The sequence below is a fragment of the Lysobacter sp. cf310 genome (assembly GCF_900114355.1).
Taxonomy (GTDB): domain Bacteria; phylum Pseudomonadota; class Gammaproteobacteria; order Xanthomonadales; family Xanthomonadaceae; genus Lysobacter.
In genome coordinates, this window is the sequence record NZ_FOSS01000003.1 from 452,998 (window position 1) to 468,186 (window position 15,189).

Consider the following 15,189-nt stretch of genomic DNA (forward strand, 5'->3'; position numbering starts at 1 on the left):
GTGTGGGGGTGTAGCGTCGCACCGCCTGCCGCCCGGTTAGGGGCGGCAGGCGGACGGGGGTTACCAGCTGAAGCCTAGCGAGAGCTTGAAAGTACGGGTTGGGTTGGTGATGTTGTCGTTGCTGCGTTCGCCGAAGTTATTGCTTTCCACGCCGTTAACGCCACGGAAGGTATTGAAATCGGTCCAGTTGCGAGCGTTGGTCACGTTCAGGACATCAGCGCGGACCCGCAGCTTCACGTCAGTACCGGTATCCCACTCCTTCTGCACGGCCAGATCCCACTGGAAGAAATCGGCATCGTCGAAGTAGCCCGCTTCGAAAGTGCCGTGGGCGCAGCCGTCCTGTCCCGGGTTGGTCGGTGCAAGGCAATTCAGCACGTCCTTGGCGATAGGGCTTGCGACGGTGACCTTGGTCGAGAAGGTCAGTCCCCAGCGACTGAAGATGCCTGTGCCGACAAAGCGATGCTTGGACACGCCGATCGACCGCACCCACGGCGCATCACCCAGATTCGGATAGTCGAACACGTAGTGCTCGTCGTTGTTGGCAGCATTGCTGCGGTTTTCCTCGCCGTCGGTGTAGGTATACGCGAGGGTAACGCCCCAGGGCGACTCTTGTGTGTACGGTTTCTCTGCCGACAAGAGCAGCTGATTCATCCGAGTCTCAACGCCATTGCTGGCGATAATCAAAGAACCGAACCCGGGAATACGCTCACCGAACGGAGCGCCGCCGAAGGTACGGCCCGGACCATAGAAGCTGCCGTCCGGGTACCGGTTTCCGAGGCTGAAGATGATGCCGTCGTGGCTGCGCACATGCGCCACCGCCACCGAGGTGTTCCAGTCCTGGTTGAACACGGCGATGGTATTGCGCATGCCCAGACTGAACTGATCGGAATACGGCACCTTGATGTCGTTTTTGATCAGGTTGACCTCGGAGCCCAGGTTGGGATTGGCAGCCACCAAGGCATACAACTCTTGCGGGTTGTAGTACTTCGGATCCCAATTGAAGCAGGTCGTATTGTTGACCGTGCACGGATCACCGGCGACGTTGAACTGGAGGTTGTATGACGGGAACGTGCTCTTGGATTGCTCCAGCGCGATGTAGTCGAACAGGTTGCGGTCGTAAGCGCGCCCGGCGCCACCGAAGATCACGTGACGCTGATCCGCGAACAAGTCATAGGAGAAGCCCAGACGCGGTTGCCAAGCGTCTTTGAACGCCTTGCGATTGTTGCCGGTGCTGATGTAATCCTCGATGTTGTAGCCAGGATTTCCGGTATGGATGTTCGACCAGGAACGCAGCGCCGTGACCAGATTGGCCGGGGTTACGTAGTCCTCATAACCGGGCGAAACTTCGTAGTCGTAGCGCAGACCCAAGTTGAGGGTCAGCTTGTCGTTGACCTGCCAGTCGTCCTGGAAATAGATACCGTACTGTTTGTTGGTCGACTGGATATCACGATCGCCAACACCTGAGAGCGGCGCGCCGAAGCGAACCTGGAACGGCTGGAAGGTGGATAGCGATGTTCGGCCCGCGTCGATGTTCGCCGGGAGATTGACGCCGAACTGAGGGTTGTAAGGCTGCTGTTCAAAGGCGTTGACTTCGATCGACTTGTACTTAAAGCCCATCTTCATCGTGTGACCTTCGAGGCCGCTGAAGGTCAAATCGTTTTGGAAGCCCCACCCCTTCTGGCCTTTGTCCTGGTAGTCCTGACCGCCGCCGACATTGAGAATGGTGGCGCGGTTTCGACTCAGGATATTGATGCCGTTCGCCAGCGTGATCGCACGCGGATTGAACGTGTCATCCTCATAGGTCAAGTGGGCATCGTTCAACCAGTTAATGCCGCTCCACTGATAACGCAAGTCGATACGCGTGCTGTCGTTGTTGTTGGTCTTGCCGTAGCTCTGCGTGTTGCGGTCGCCGATATCTTTGATCTCGGACTCCTCACGCACCTTGCCGGACAGCTCGACCAGATGCGCGTCACCGGGTTGCCAGGTCAGCTTGCCGAACCACAAATCCTCCTTGAAGGGGATGGATGTCGGCCCAGTCAGGGCCAGGAGATCGGGCGTCAGGCTGTAACCGGGCTCGAGATTCGTTGCCGAAATCGTCCTGGGCTTCTCGAACTCCTTCGCTTCGTAAGTGAGGAAGAAGAACAAGCGATCTTGAATGATCGGCCCGCCAAACGCCGCACCGTACTGCGTCTCGCCCGAAGGGCTCTTTCTACCGGCCTTCTCTTCGGCAGGGGTCGGCGCGCGCCAGCTGGGCGTGGCGTACCGATCCCAGAAGAAATCGCCGTGGAACTCGTTGGTGCCCGACTTGGTCACCGCGGTCACCGCCGCGCTGCTGATCTGGTCGTACTCGGCTTTGTAGTTAGAGGTAATCACTTTGTATTCGCCGATCGCCAACTGCGGGAACGGATTGCCTTGGCTGCCCTGTTGACCTCCCAGTCCACCGCCCAACACGTAGCCCTTCTGACCGACACCATCAATGAAGACGTTGACGCCGTTCGAGGCCTGCGCGCCGCTACGCAACGAAGTTGATCCATCCGACTTGGTGTCGAACAGCATGCCCGGCACGATATCCGCGAACGCCAGGAAGTTACGCGACGTCTGCGGCAGCGCCTCGATCTGGCGCTGGGTGATGTAGGTGGCCACTTCCGAGGTCTTGGTCTCGAACACCGGCGCGGCGGTCACGGTCACCGCGTCGATGTTGGTCGCCTCGCCTGCGGGCGCGGTCTCGGCCACGCCTCCGGTCGACAGGTTCACGGTGGCTGTCTGACCGACCTGGACGGTGATGGTCTTGGAATTGGTCTGCCCGCCCGCGCTTACGTCGATTCGGTAGGTACCCGGCGGCAGGCCGGCTACGGCATAACCGCCGTTGGCGGTGGACTGCACGCTACGGGTCAAACCGGTAGCGACATTGGTGGCGGTGACCTTCGCGTCGGTCGCCGGCGCCGAATCCACGGTCACTTGACCTCGGATGGTGGCGGCGGTGGACTGAGCGAAGGCGGCGGGGGCGGCCATCGCCAGGCAGCTGGCCAGGGCGCAGGCTAACAATCTCGGCGTGGGCCGACGGGTCGAGCGGTGATACGGCTTCATATGCTTTCCCTCTCTCCAAGAAGCATTCGAGCTGAGTTGTAAACGGTTACATCGCAACGCAAAAAAAGGTCGATCAGGCGCTTAGCTGCGCTTGCTCTCCACGGATGCACTGGAGGCGCGCACGATCAGTTCCGGGCGCAAGGCCGCGCGGCCTTCGTCCGGCAAGGCTTCGCCGGCGATCTGGATCAACAGCAGCCGCGCGGCGCGCGCGCCGAGTTCGGCGATGTTGACCCGCATGGTGGTCAAGGTCGGGTGCACGTAGCGCGCCAACGGGATGTCGTCGAAGCCGGCCAGCGCGATCTCGCCCGGCACGTCCACCCCGCCCTGCGCGAACACGAACAGGCAGCCCAGCGCCATCATGTCGTTGGCCGCGAACACCGCGTCCGGACGCTGTTTGGAGCCCAGAATTTCCAGGCCGGCCTGATGGCCCGAGGCCTCGTCGAAGTCGCCCGGCAGCACCCACTCCTCGGCGTCCGGCAGCAGGCGATGCAGCGCGTCGCGATAGCCGCGCAGGCGTTCGTGAGCGTCGAAGTTGTCGCTGGGGCCAGCGATGAAGGCGATGCGGCGGTGGCCGGAGGCGACCAGGTGCTCGACCATCGCCACGGCGCCGCCGTAGTTGTCCACGCCCAGCGAGATCACGCCCGCGGTCGCGTGTTGGGTATTGATCAGCACCGTCGGCAGGGTCGGCGCGAGTTCTTCGGCCAGCGGACCGGGCGCCGCCACGAAGGGCGACATCACCAGCAGGCCATCGACGCGACCGCGCATGGCGCGCAACGCGGCGCCCTGCTCTTCCGGATGGCCGTGGTAGCTGGAGACCAGCAGGTGCAGACGGTGCTCGCGCGCGACCTGGTCGATGCCGCGCACCAGTTCGGAGAAGAACTCGCCGTGCAGGTCCGGCAGCACCACGCCCAGGGTCTGGGTGCGGCGGCTGCTGAGGCTGCGCGCGGCGGCGTGCGGGGTGTAACGCAGTTCGTTGGCGGCAGCCAGCACGCGGCGACGCACTTCCTCGGCCACGTTGCCGTGTCCGTTCAGTGCCCGCGATACGGTGGCCACGGAGACTTGGGCCACTCTCGCTACGTCTTTGATGGTTACGCTGGTCACGCCCTGAACCGCCCCTCCGCGGCTGGGATGCGGGGCCGACTGTAAACGTTTTCAAACACGAGTGTAAAGTTCGTGTTATCCAAACCGGTCCCGGCGGCAAATCCTTGCAGGAACAAGAGACTTGGCCGGCCGCGCATGCTGCACTGCGGCATCATGCGGCGCTCAAACCTCCCCCGGCGCCCGCGCCTTGATCGCCAGCGCATGAATATCGGTGGTCATCATCTCGCCCAGCGCCGCGTACACCGCCCGATGCCGGGCGATCGGGTTGAGGCCGGCGAAGACCGCGCTGACGATCTCGACGTTGTAATGCCCTCGCCCGTCCTGGGCGCCGGCGTGGCCGGCGTGGCGGTGGCTGTCGTCGACCACGGACAGCGATTCGGGCGACAGCGCGGCTTCGAGGGCAGCGCGGATCGCGTCCACGCGTTGCTCGCGCGGCAGCGGGCCGGCGCTCACGGCAGTACCCGTTTGAACGGGCGCACGTCGACGCGGGTGTAGACGCCGGCGGCGACGTAGGGGTCGGCGTCGGCCCAGGCGCGCGCGTCTTCCAATGAATCGAACTCGGCCACGATCAGGCTGCCGCTGAAACCGGCCGGGCCGGGATCTTCGGCATCGATCGCCGGGCACGGGCCGGCCAGCATCAGACGGCCTTCGTCGCGCAAGGCGATCAGGCGAGCGAGGTGTTGCGGACGCGCCGCAAGACGTTGCGGCAGCACGTCGCTGCCGTCATACCCTTCGATGAGATACCACATGTGATTCCGATCAACCTCCAAGCGTGATGCGGGGTTCTGGGTTCAGCAAATTGGGGGAAATCCCGATTGCATGAACACAGGGCGAGCGCGTCCTAATCGCTGCGTCCCGCACAGGGGAACGTGACAACCGGGACATCTTCATTCGGGCGGCGGCGCCGCCATCTACTCAGGAGGAGTGACATGAAGTCGAATTCCGTGAAGGCCACGGCCGCGATCGTGAGCATGATACTCGCAGGTTCCGCGGTTGCCGCCGGCAAGCCGCTGGTGAGCAGCACCGCCACGCTGGCCAAGGCCGGCAACGACGTCGCACTGGAAAGTCTGCTATCCAGCGCCTCGACCGCCAACGTGCGCCTGGTCAAGGTCGACGCGAGCGCGGTGGACGGGTCGCAGATCGAAATCGAGCTCGACGGGCGCGTGCTCACCGCCAACCGCAACAAGGTCGAACGCACCGAGACCGGCGACACCGTGTGGTACGGCAACTTCGGCCCGCGCGTGAGCGCCAAGACCCTGTCGGGCGTGGATCCGCTGAACTCAGCGATCCTGGTGCGCAGCGGCGACACCGTCACCGGCACCCTGCGCAGCCACGGCAAGCTCTACCGCGTACGTCCGCTGCCGGGCGGCGAACACGCGATCGTCGAGGTCGACGAGAGCCGGCTGCCGGCCGAACATCCGCACGACTACAACCGCCTGCCGACCATCCGCATGGCCGCGCCCGCGGACGACGGCCGGGTCGGCGCGCTCGGCATTCCGCCGGGACCGACGGCGACGATCCGGGTGATGGTGGTGGCGACCAACCAGGCGGTCGCGGCCTACGGCGGCAACATGCAGTCGCTGATCCAACTGGCGGTGGCCGAGTCCAACCAGGGCTACGTCAACAGCAACGTCGGCATCAACCTGGTGCTGGCCAGCTACACCACCACCAGCTACACCGAGTCGGGCAACTTCAGCACCGACCTGGCCCGCTTCCGCGGCACCAGCGACGGCTACATGGACAACATCCACACCACCCGCAACAGCAGCGCGGCCGACGTGGGCGTGATCGTGCTCAACAACAGCTCGTACTGCGGGCTGGCCTCGGGCATCGGCTCGACCGCGGCCACCGCGTTCGCGTCGGTGTACTGGGACTGCGCGACCGGCTACTACAGCTTCGCCCACGAGATCGGGCACCTGCAGAGCGCACGCCACGACCCGGCCACCGATCCGTCCACCAGCCCCTACGCCTACGGTCACGGCTATCGCTATCAGCCGGCCACCGGCACCCGCTGGCGCACGATCATGGCCTACAACTGCAGCCCCAGCTGCACGCGCCTGAACTACTGGTCCAACCCCAGCATCAGCTATGGCGGTGTGCCCATGGGCACCGCGACCCAGAGCGACAACCAGCGGGTGCTGGTCAACACCAAGGCCACGGTCGCCGGCTTCCGCTGACCTGAACGACCGCTCAGGGCGTTCATCGGCGCAGGCGCGCCAGCGCCCACCGGGGCCGGACCCGCGAGTCTCCGGCCCCGGCCGTCCAGCCCGCCCCGCTGAACGCCGGAGTACCCGGCGCGCCCGTCCAGCGCCGGCCCCCCGGCCGGCGCTGGACACTGCGGGCGTCAGCGCTTACCCTAAGTCTCAACGCCCGAGGCCGGACGCAGCGGCCCGTCGCGACAGGTTCCCCACACCGTCGCCACGACTCAGCACCGCTGCAACCCACCGGCCCGCGCCCGCAACCCTCTCGAACTTCGTCGCCACGCGGTCAGCGCGGCACGGGCCGAGCCGTTCGGGCCCTGCTCCGACTTTATTGAGTTACGCCTCGCCTTCGTCCAGGCCGGACCGCGCCCGTTGCCGGTTGGCCACAGGCACCGCCCGGTGCCGGGTCGTCGTGCGCGGATGTGGTTGCCGAGGTCTGTCTTCACCCGGCGCCGCCGAGCCGCGAACCCTCGCGCTCGTCGCGTCGCCATCAGCAGTACCCACGGCCCGGAGGGGCCGGCCCAGCATGACCAACGAAAACGTGTCCGACGAAGCGCAGCCCGACGAGAGCGCGCCCGACGCCTCCGCAGCGGAGCCTTCCGCCGCCGGCGCCGAGCCCGCGTCGCCCGCGCCCGACGACACCGCCCCCGCGGCCGATGGCGCGGCGGCGAGCGCCGCCAGCCGTCCGCAGCAGCAGGAAATGCCGCTGGCGATGATCCACGGCCAACCGGTGCTGCAGATCCCGCAGGACCTGTACATCCCGCCGGACGCGCTGGAAGTGATCCTGGAGGCGTTCGAAGGCCCGCTGGATCTGCTGCTGTACCTGATCCGGCGCCAGAACCTGGACATCCTGGACATCCCGGTGGCGGACATCACCCGCCAGTACGTCCAGTACATCCAGGCCATGCACGAGATGCGCTTCGAGCTGGCCGCCGACTACCTGGTCATGGCCGCGATGCTGGCCGAGATCAAATCGCGCATGCTGCTGCCGCGCGCGCCCAACGAGGAAGGCATCGAGGAAGACCCGCGCGCCGACCTGGTGCGCCGCCTGCAGGAGTACGAGCGCTTCAAGAAGGCGGCCGAGGACATCGACGCCCTGCCCCGCCAGGACCGCGACACGGTGCCGGTGCAGGCCTTCGTGCCCGACCGCGCCTCGATCCGCCTGCCGCCGCCGGTGGACCTGAAGGAAATGCTGCTGGCGCTGCACGACGTGTTCAAGCGCGCCGAGCTGTACACCCAGCACGCGATCAAGCGCGACGCGCTGAGCGTGCGCCAGCGCATGGGCGAGTTGCTCACGCGCATGGCCGACGGCGTGTTCCACCGCTTCGAGTCGCTGTTCACGGTCGAGGAAGGCCGGCTCGGCGTGGTGGTGACCTTCCTGGGCCTGCTCACGCTGGCCAAGGAGCAACTGATCGAGATCGTCCAGGAAGGCCCGCTGGAGCCGATCTACGTCAAGTCGCTGGCGCTGATGAAGGACCCCGACGAGATCGAGCTCAGCAGCGAGTTCGACCACGCCGCCAACGACGATCCCAACGCATGAGCCTGACCCTGCGCGCTTCCGCCGGCTACGACCGCGCCCCGAATGCCGCAGCGCCGCCGCAAGGCACCTAACGGTAAGAACACGCACGCCCCATGGATCAACATTTCATCACCCGCATCGTCGAGGCCGCCCTGCTCGCGGCCAACCAGCCGCTGACCCTGGCGCAGCTGCACTCGCTGTTCCCGGAAGACCAGCCGGCGCCCGCCGACAGCGTCGAACAGGCGCTGGAAGCCCTGCGCGAAGGCTGCGCCGAGCGTGGCGTGGAACTGGTCGAGCTGGCCTCGGGCTTCCGCTACCAGGTCCAGGCCGACGTGCACCCCTGGGTCGCGCGCCTGTGGACCGAGCGCCAGACCCGCTACACCCGCGCCACCCTGGAAACCCTGGCCCTGATCGCCTACCGCCAGCCGATCACGCGCGGCGAGATCGAGCAGGTCCGCGGCGTCGCGGTCAACAGCAACATCATCAAGGCGCTGGAAGAGCGCGAGTGGATCCGCGTGGTCGGCCACCGCGACGTGCCCGGCAAGCCGGCCCTGTTCGGCACCACCAAGACCTTCCTGGACTACTTCGGCCTCAAGCGCCTGGACGAGCTGCCGCCGCTGTCGGAGCTCAAGGACATCGGCGAGCTGGAACCGCAGCTGCAGTTCGACGGTCCGCCCGCGCCCAGCCAGATCGAGGCCGGCGGTATCGGCAACGCGGGTGATGAGGACGGCGCGGCCGGCAACGATGAAGCCGAGGGCGAAGACGCCGGCAACGACGAGACCGCCGGCGACGACCGCGACGCCGCAACGAATGCCAACGACAACGAGGCCGTGGGCCTCGACGATGGCGACGCCGAGCCCGAAGCCGGCGACCAAACCCAAGACAACGAAGACGCCGCCGGCGAACCCGCCGACGACGATCGGCAAGACCCCGAATCCGTCCCCATGGACGACCCCGATGCCGCGCCGGGCGAGCGCGCGGCAGACGCGAACGATCACGAGCAAGACCCTCACGCCGTCGAGACGACGACCGTTCCGAACACAGAGGCCGAGTCCGAAGACGACCGGCCGGAGCAACAGAAATGAGCGAACACAAACCCCGCAAGCTTTCCCTGAAGCGCAGCGGTGACGCCGCCTCCACCGAGGCGCCGCGTCTGGAAGAGCGTCTGCACAAAGTGCTGGCGCAGGCCGGACTGGGCTCGCGCCGCGCGCTGGAACAGCGCATCGCCGACGGCCTGGTCAAGGTCAACGGCGAGACCGCGCAAATCGGCATGAGCATCAAGGGCGGCGACAAGATCGAGCTCGACGGACGCAGCTTCGTCGCCAGCGCGCTGACCGAGCCGGCCCGCGTGCTGATGTACAACAAGCCCGAAGGCGAAGTCACCACCCGCGAAGATCCCGAAGGCCGTCCGACCATCTTCGAATCCCTGCCCGCGCTCAAGGGCGCGCGCTGGATCGCGATCGGCCGCCTCGACATCAACACCACCGGCCTGCTCCTGCTGACCACCGACGGCGAGCTCGCCAATGCGCTGATGCACCCGTCGTTCGAGGTCGAACGCGAGTACGTCTGCCGCGTGCGCGCGCCGGAAGGCCAGGACAAGGTCGCCGACAACATCGTCGACCGCCTCGCCCGCGGCGTCTCGCTGGAGGACGGCCCGGCCAAGTTCGACGAGATCGAGCGCGTCGGCGGCAGCGATTCGCACGACTGGTTCCGCGTCGTCGTGAAGGAAGGCCGCAACCGCGAAGTGCGCCGCCTGTGGGAATCGCAGGGCTGCCAGGTCAGCCGCCTCAAGCGCATCCGCTACGGCAGCGTCTCGCTGCCGCGCGAACTGCTGCGCGGCCAGTCGCAGGAACTCGCCTCCGACAAGGTCGAAGCGCTGCGCGGCGAACTGGGCCTGGAAGACGGCACCCCGTCGGCCCTGACCCTGCAGCCGGTGATCGGTCAGCGCAAGGCGGCCAAGGCCACCGTGCACCTGTCCGGCGGCGAGCGTTCGCCCGGCTACGTGGGCGGCCACAACACCGCCGACGAAGGCCGCGAACTGCGCCGCTTCGATCACGTGCGCGAAGACCGGGGCGGCCGCGGCCGCGGCGGTCCGCGCAAGCACGGCGGCCTCACGGTCAGCGGCGAAGCCGCGGCCAACCAATCGCAGAAGCCGTTCAAGCAGCGCAAGGACAAGGGTCCCAAGCCGTTGCCGGACGGCAATCCGGCTGCGTTCCGCACCTGGTACGTGCCCGACGGTGTCGACACCGGCCCCAGCGGTCATCGCAATCCCGATAGCCGCGGTCCCAAGAAGCCTTACGGCGGCAAGCCCGGCGGCGGCGGCGGTCGTGCCGGCGCGGGTGCTGGTGGCGGCGCGCGCAGCGGCGGCGGTTACGGCGGTGGCGGCCAGGGTCGCTCCGAGCGCGGCCCGGGCGGCGGCGGTTTCGGCGGCGAGCGCGGCAACAGCCCCTACGGCGAGCGTCGTGGCGGCGGTGGCGGTCAGGGACAAGGCCAAGGTCAGGGCCAGCGTTCGCGCCCCTACGGCCACCCCGGCAATGCGCCCAGCTTCCCCTCCGATCACGCCAATCCGGGCGGCTTCAATCCCTACGGCGATCGTCCGCGCAGCCCGCGTCCGGCCGGCGGCCCGGGTGGCCCGGGCGGCAAGCCCGGCGGTCGTCCCGGTGGCGCCCCGCGCCCCGGTGGCGCGCGTCCGAACGCCAACGGCCCGCGTCCCGGCGGCCCGCGCGGCGGCGGCCGTCCCGGTGGCGGTCGCGGCCCACGCGGCTAAGCGCTAGCGACAGGTCTTGAAGAAAAGGCGCCTCGGCGCCTTTTCTTTTGCGCGCGCTCGCGCAGCCTGCATACTCTGCGCGGGGATTCGGTCGCAGGGGGACCGGGATGTACACGCACGCCGATTTCGTCGAGCGCTTCCGCGCGCTCGAAGACTACGAATTGCTCGATCGCCTGGCGACGTCGCAACTTACCGACGAGGCGCGCGCCGCCTTGCAAACCGTGCTGCGCGAACGCGGCGTATCGGCGCACGAATTGCCGGCCCTGGTGCTACAGGCGAAGAAGGACCGCTACCGCCGCACCGGCGTCACCAACGATTGCGACCGCTGCGGCAAATCCTGCGGCGTGGCCACCGTGCACGACGGCGGGCAGACCTTCTGCGGCCCCGCATGTCGCGAGCACATGCGGATCATGGAAGCCGCTGCGGACTACGACGACGACGCCGTCCATCGCCATGCGCAAACGCTGCAACACGGCCCCTGCCCGCATTGCCAACGCCAGGGCTCGCCGATCGAGGTGCGTCGGTCCTATCACGTCTGGTCGGCGCTGTTCATCACCCGCTGGGGCACGACCAGCAAGGTCCGCTGCCGCGCCTGCGGTATCCGCGCCAACCTGCTGGACGCGGGCTACTCGGCGACCCTGGGCTGGTGGGGCTTTCCGTTCGGCCTGCTGATGACGCCGGTGCAGATCCTGCGCAACCTCGGCGAAATGGTGATGCGCGATCGCGCGCGACCGCCTTCGCCGGAGCTGCTGGAATTCGCGCGCGCCGATCTGGGCCTACAGGCTTTGCGTCGGCAGCGGCTCGCAAGCGGCGCCGAAGCGCCTTAGCGACGCGTCTCCGCGCCCGACTTCACATTCGCCCCATCCAGGCTTCATCGCCTGGCGCGACAGTGGCTGCGCCCTTCGATACGGACGCATGCCATGGCCCTGCACGACTCCTCCTACGATTGCGATGTGCTGGTGGTCGGCGCCAGCTTCGCCGGCGCGGCCTGCGCGCTGGCGGCCGCACGCGCAGGCCTGCGCGTCACCGTGCTGGAACGCAAGACCGATCCCGGCGAGCGCCTGCGCACCACCGGCATCGTGGTCAAGGAAGCCGCCGAACAGACCTGGCTGAGCCGCGCGCCCAGCGACTGCCTGCACCGCGTCGAACGCGTGCGCCTGTACTCGCCGCGCCTGCAAAGCCTGGCCCTGAACGCGCCCGGCTACTACTTCCTCACCACCGACACGCCGCGACTGATGCGCTGGCTGGCCGACGAACTGCGCCGCAACGGCGTCGATCTGCGCCTGGGCGCTTCGTTCACCCAGGCGCAGCGCGACGGCGACGGTTGGCGCGTCGAAGGCAGGTCGCAGGGTCTGCTGCCGATCCAATGCCGCACGCGCAGCCTGGTCGGCGCCGACGGCGCCAAGTCGCGCGTGGCCGAGCGCACCGGCCTGGGGCGGGTGCGCGAATTCCTGTACGGCATCGAGTACGAATTCGCCGGCGCGCAACTGCCCGAGCCCGACGCCCTGCACTGCTTCGTCAGCAAGCGCTACGCGCCGGGCTACATCGGCTGGGTCGCGCAGAACCCCACCGGCGTGCAGGCCGGCCTGGCCCTGCGCCACGATCCCGAGCGCGCGCGCGTGCCGGACATCGACGGTTTCCTGGCCCGCGTCGGCGCGCTGGTCGGCCTGCCCAGCGAGCGCCCCGATTCGACGCGCGCCGGGCTGATTCCGTGCAGCGGCCCGGTGTTCCCGCTCGCGCGCGACGGCGCCCTGCTGACCGGCGATGCGGCCGGCATCGTGTCGCCGGTGACCGCCGGCGGCATCCACTCGGCCTGGGCGCACGGCTGGACCCTGGGCCAGGCCCTGGCCGCGCAGGTGCGCAGCGGCGGCCCCGCGCCGGAACGGGTCGCGATCGACAGCGCGCCGCGCTTCCGCACCAAGCGCGCCCTGCGCTGGGCCTTCGACCGCTTCCAGTTCGACTGGCCTTTCGATCTGCTGCTGCACTCCGCGCCGCTGCGCTGGGCCGCCGAGCAGGTCTATTTCCACAAGCGCGGCGACAGCCAGGCGCAGGTGCTGCGGCGGGTGGATTGAGGCGGGCCTCGCTGCGACTCGATTGGGCGCTCCCCGCCCTCGCGTCCGCCCCGTTTGAGGGGTTGCTTCGCGGCATTTACGCAAGGCGATCGATAGTCACCACAAACGCAGGGGGCGGTTAGCGAACGCGGACCGCAGCATCGCGCCCTCCCGCTCTCGCGACGGCGCGGTCAACACCGTCCCCTGCGACGTGCTACTGCGCGGCGCTCAGCGCGTCGAACCAGGCCAAGGCCGGCGCGTAGGTCAACGCGGCGCTGTTCCAATGATCGACCGCGCCCAAGGCGTGCAACGACACGTTGCCGCCATGCGCCTTCGCGTACGCATAAAAGGCCTGCGCCGACTGCGGCAGCACATCGCTGTCGTCGTCGCCGTAGTAGATGCGGAACGGTGCGACCGGCGCCCAGTTATCCGTGCGGTTCTGTTCCAGCGCGCGCGTGAGCCAGTTGTCCTGGTCGGCTTGCAGCGCCCGCAGGAATTCGGGCCGGAACAGACTGCGGGCATCGGCGGGCAGCACCGGCGCGAGCTGCTCCGGGGTCTTGCTGCCGTCGAACAGCGCGGGCACGGCGGCCGCGTACTCGGGCGTCAGGGTTTCGTCCAGCGCATGTCCGTAGTAGCCCGAATAGGCGTTGGCGATGAAGGCGAAGTAGCCCGCGTTGTTGGGCGCGTCGGCGTGGGCGGGCGCCAGCTTGTTCACGACCAGCGCACGCAGATCATAGGGGCCGGCGATGCCGATCGAACCGCGCAACCGATAGCCCGCCAGCGGCTCGCGCTCCAGGGCGCGATGCACGGCCGCCGCGCTCTGCCCGCCCTGCGAGAACCCCATCAGGAACAAGGACGGCGCGGCGCGGCGTCCCAAGCCGATCGACGCCGAGCGCGCGGCGCGCAGCAGATCGAGGGTGGCGTCGGCCTGGGCCGCAGCGATCAGATAGGCCTGCGGTTCGGTGGACACGCCCAGGCCGATGTAGTCCGGCAGGACCACCTCGTAGCCATTGCCGGCGAACACCGCGGTCTCCTCGTTGCCGTCGACGCGCGCCGGCTGCGAAGGCGACGAAGCACGCGTGATCTGGGTGCCGTGCAGGTAAACCACGGTCCCTTTCGAGGCCTCGCGGCGTTCGGGCACGGCGTACAAGCCCGACGCCCGGATCGGGGCGCCACGGTGTCGAGTCCAGTAGACGATGCGGTAAAGCTCGGCGCCGCCGGCGACCGGGATCTGGCCGGGGAACTCGGACGCGATCCGCTGCAGGTGGGCGCGATCGAGCGGTCCCAGCGCTTCCAACTGGATCAGCTCGCCGCGGCGATGCGCGCGATCGCGGCCGTCGGTCTGGTGCGCGGTCGAGGATCGCAGCGCGCCGCAACCGCTCAGCGCGATCGCGGCGGCGGCGATGAAGCCGAGCATGAGCTTGTCGAGCGGCATGGCGCGATCCCCGCTCCCGACGGACGCCGCGGGATGGCGGGCTACGTTTGGGCATAGCCCGCCCGCGCGCACAGTGCCATCGGTCACGCGGGCGCATCGGCGTCTGTCGCGTTGCGCTGCGCGCAGGGGTCGCCCCGATGCCGTCGCTCAAGCCCGGTCGCGGATGGCTCCAGCGCCCGATGCGCTGCCAGGCCGCGATGCGCCTTCAATGACGCGTGAGCACGGCCACACGCGGGTGCACCAGGTGCTCGAAGTCCGACCAGGCTATGCGCATCAGCTCGCGGTGGGTGCCGGCGTTGAACGCGATGCGCCCCTCGCCCGCCAGGCTGTCGGCGGCATAGACCTCCAGGCCGTAGAGGTTACCGAACGGCGGCATTGCGCCGACCTCGCATTCGGGGAAACGCTCCTTGAACTCGGCTTCGCTGGCCAGGGTCACGTACTGGGCGCCGCTGGCCTCGCGCAGACGGGTGAGGCGCAGCCATTCGTCGGCGGGCACCACAGCCATCGCCAGGCGACCGTCGAGCTTGACCATCACCGTCTTGGCCATCTCGTGATCGTCGATATCGGCGCTGACCGCTGCGGCGTGCGCGGTCATCGCGTAGGGATGTGCGAGGGTGTCGTAGGCCACCTGATGCGAATGCAGGTAGTCGTGCAGGCGTTGCGATGCCATGGCGGGCTCCTCCGGTGTGGGAGCCGGCGCCGCGGTCCGGGCCGGCCGGACGCTGGGCGCCGGCATCCGTGGGTGCGGTCGCCGCGCGGAGCGCGGCCCGGCCAGTTTAGTCCCGGCATCGGCGCTGGGTGTGGGCGCGATGTGAGGTGGCGATGAATGGGCGCACGGGATAGTCGGGCGCTCGGAGCGCGTCGCCGCACCGATCGCGGCTCACGCCGCTCCCACAGAAAGCCGCGACCTTCGCTTTGGGGTAGGAGCGGCGTAAGCCGCGACCGGGATCGGCCCGTTCGCGACATGAATCGGGCAGCCGTAATCGCGCCCGCAACGAAACCCGCGCAGGCCTCCGACGTTGCGGGTC

The 15,189-nt window shown here is 68.1% G+C and carries 12 protein-coding genes; 6 read left to right on the plus strand and 6 right to left on the minus strand.

The features are described from left to right. Nucleotides 1-60: 60 nt before the first annotated feature. The 4 genes from BMZ45_RS13290 to BMZ45_RS13305 all read right to left on the minus strand — a co-directional run bounded on the left by BMZ45_RS13290 (nt 61) and on the right by BMZ45_RS13305 (nt 4,937). Nucleotides 61-3,087 carry a TonB-dependent receptor gene (locus BMZ45_RS13290; RefSeq protein ID WP_091637018.1) on the minus strand — a complete coding sequence of 1,009 codons (3,027 nt, stop codon included), beginning with the start codon at nt 3,085-3,087 and terminating at the stop codon, nt 61-63. An 81-nt stretch (nt 3,088-3,168) separates the two neighbouring features. After that, nucleotides 3,169-4,188: a LacI family DNA-binding transcriptional regulator gene (locus BMZ45_RS13295; protein WP_091637019.1), complete on the minus strand. Its 1,020-nt coding sequence runs from the start codon at nt 4,186-4,188 to the stop codon at nt 3,169-3,171. A 162-nt stretch (nt 4,189-4,350) separates the two neighbouring features. Then, the gene (locus BMZ45_RS13300; RefSeq protein WP_091637258.1) at nt 4,351-4,626 is read right to left on the minus strand and encodes a BolA family protein; all 276 of its coding nucleotides are present in this window, start codon (nt 4,624-4,626) and stop codon (nt 4,351-4,353) included. Between the two features lie 11 nt (nt 4,627-4,637). Then, a complete protein-coding gene (locus BMZ45_RS13305) occupies nt 4,638-4,937 on the minus strand; it encodes a YciI family protein (RefSeq protein WP_057159468.1) in 300 nt (99 codons plus the stop codon). A 180-nt stretch (nt 4,938-5,117) separates the two neighbouring features. Here BMZ45_RS13305 and BMZ45_RS13310 point away from each other — a divergent pair, with 180 nt between their 5' ends. From BMZ45_RS13310 to BMZ45_RS13335, 6 genes are all read left to right on the plus strand, one after another. Then, nucleotides 5,118-6,365: a zinc-dependent metalloprotease gene (locus BMZ45_RS13310; RefSeq protein WP_091637020.1), complete on the plus strand. Its 1,248-nt coding sequence runs from the start codon at nt 5,118-5,120 to the stop codon at nt 6,363-6,365. Nucleotides 6,366-6,915: 550 nt separating this feature from the next. Then, nucleotides 6,916-7,929 (plus strand): segregation and condensation protein A, encoded by a 1,014-nt coding sequence (locus tag BMZ45_RS13315; RefSeq protein ID WP_091637021.1) that lies wholly within the window; start codon nt 6,916-6,918, stop codon nt 7,927-7,929. Nucleotides 7,930-8,021: 92 nt separating this feature from the next. Further along, complete coding sequence (gene scpB / locus BMZ45_RS13320; RefSeq protein WP_091637022.1) at nt 8,022-8,993, plus strand: SMC-Scp complex subunit ScpB; 972 nt, start codon at nt 8,022-8,024, stop codon at nt 8,991-8,993. Continuing rightward, nucleotides 8,990-10,675, plus strand: a complete 1,686-nt coding sequence (locus BMZ45_RS13325) for a pseudouridine synthase (protein ID WP_091637023.1) — start codon at nt 8,990-8,992, stop codon at nt 10,673-10,675. Before scpB ends, BMZ45_RS13325 begins: the two co-directional genes overlap by 4 nt. Nucleotides 10,676-10,722: 47 nt before the next feature. Next, complete coding sequence (locus tag BMZ45_RS13330) at nt 10,723-11,502, plus strand: hypothetical protein (protein ID WP_139215508.1); 780 nt, start codon at nt 10,723-10,725, stop codon at nt 11,500-11,502. A gap of 93 nt (nt 11,503-11,595) precedes the next feature. After that, nucleotides 11,596-12,747 (plus strand): NAD(P)/FAD-dependent oxidoreductase, encoded by a 1,152-nt coding sequence (locus tag BMZ45_RS13335; RefSeq protein ID WP_091637025.1) that lies wholly within the window; start codon nt 11,596-11,598, stop codon nt 12,745-12,747. 193 nt (nt 12,748-12,940) lie between these two features. On the opposite strand, the gene BMZ45_RS13340 is transcribed toward BMZ45_RS13335, so the two are convergent. Next, nucleotides 12,941-14,161, minus strand: coding sequence for a lipase family protein (locus BMZ45_RS13340; protein WP_091637026.1), 1,221 nt, complete (start codon nt 14,159-14,161; stop codon nt 12,941-12,943). Nucleotides 14,162-14,366: 205 nt separating this feature from the next. Next, nucleotides 14,367-14,831 (minus strand): aminoacyl-tRNA deacylase, encoded by a 465-nt coding sequence (locus BMZ45_RS13345; protein ID WP_091637027.1) that lies wholly within the window; start codon nt 14,829-14,831, stop codon nt 14,367-14,369. Between the last annotated feature and the right edge of the window lie 358 nt (nt 14,832-15,189).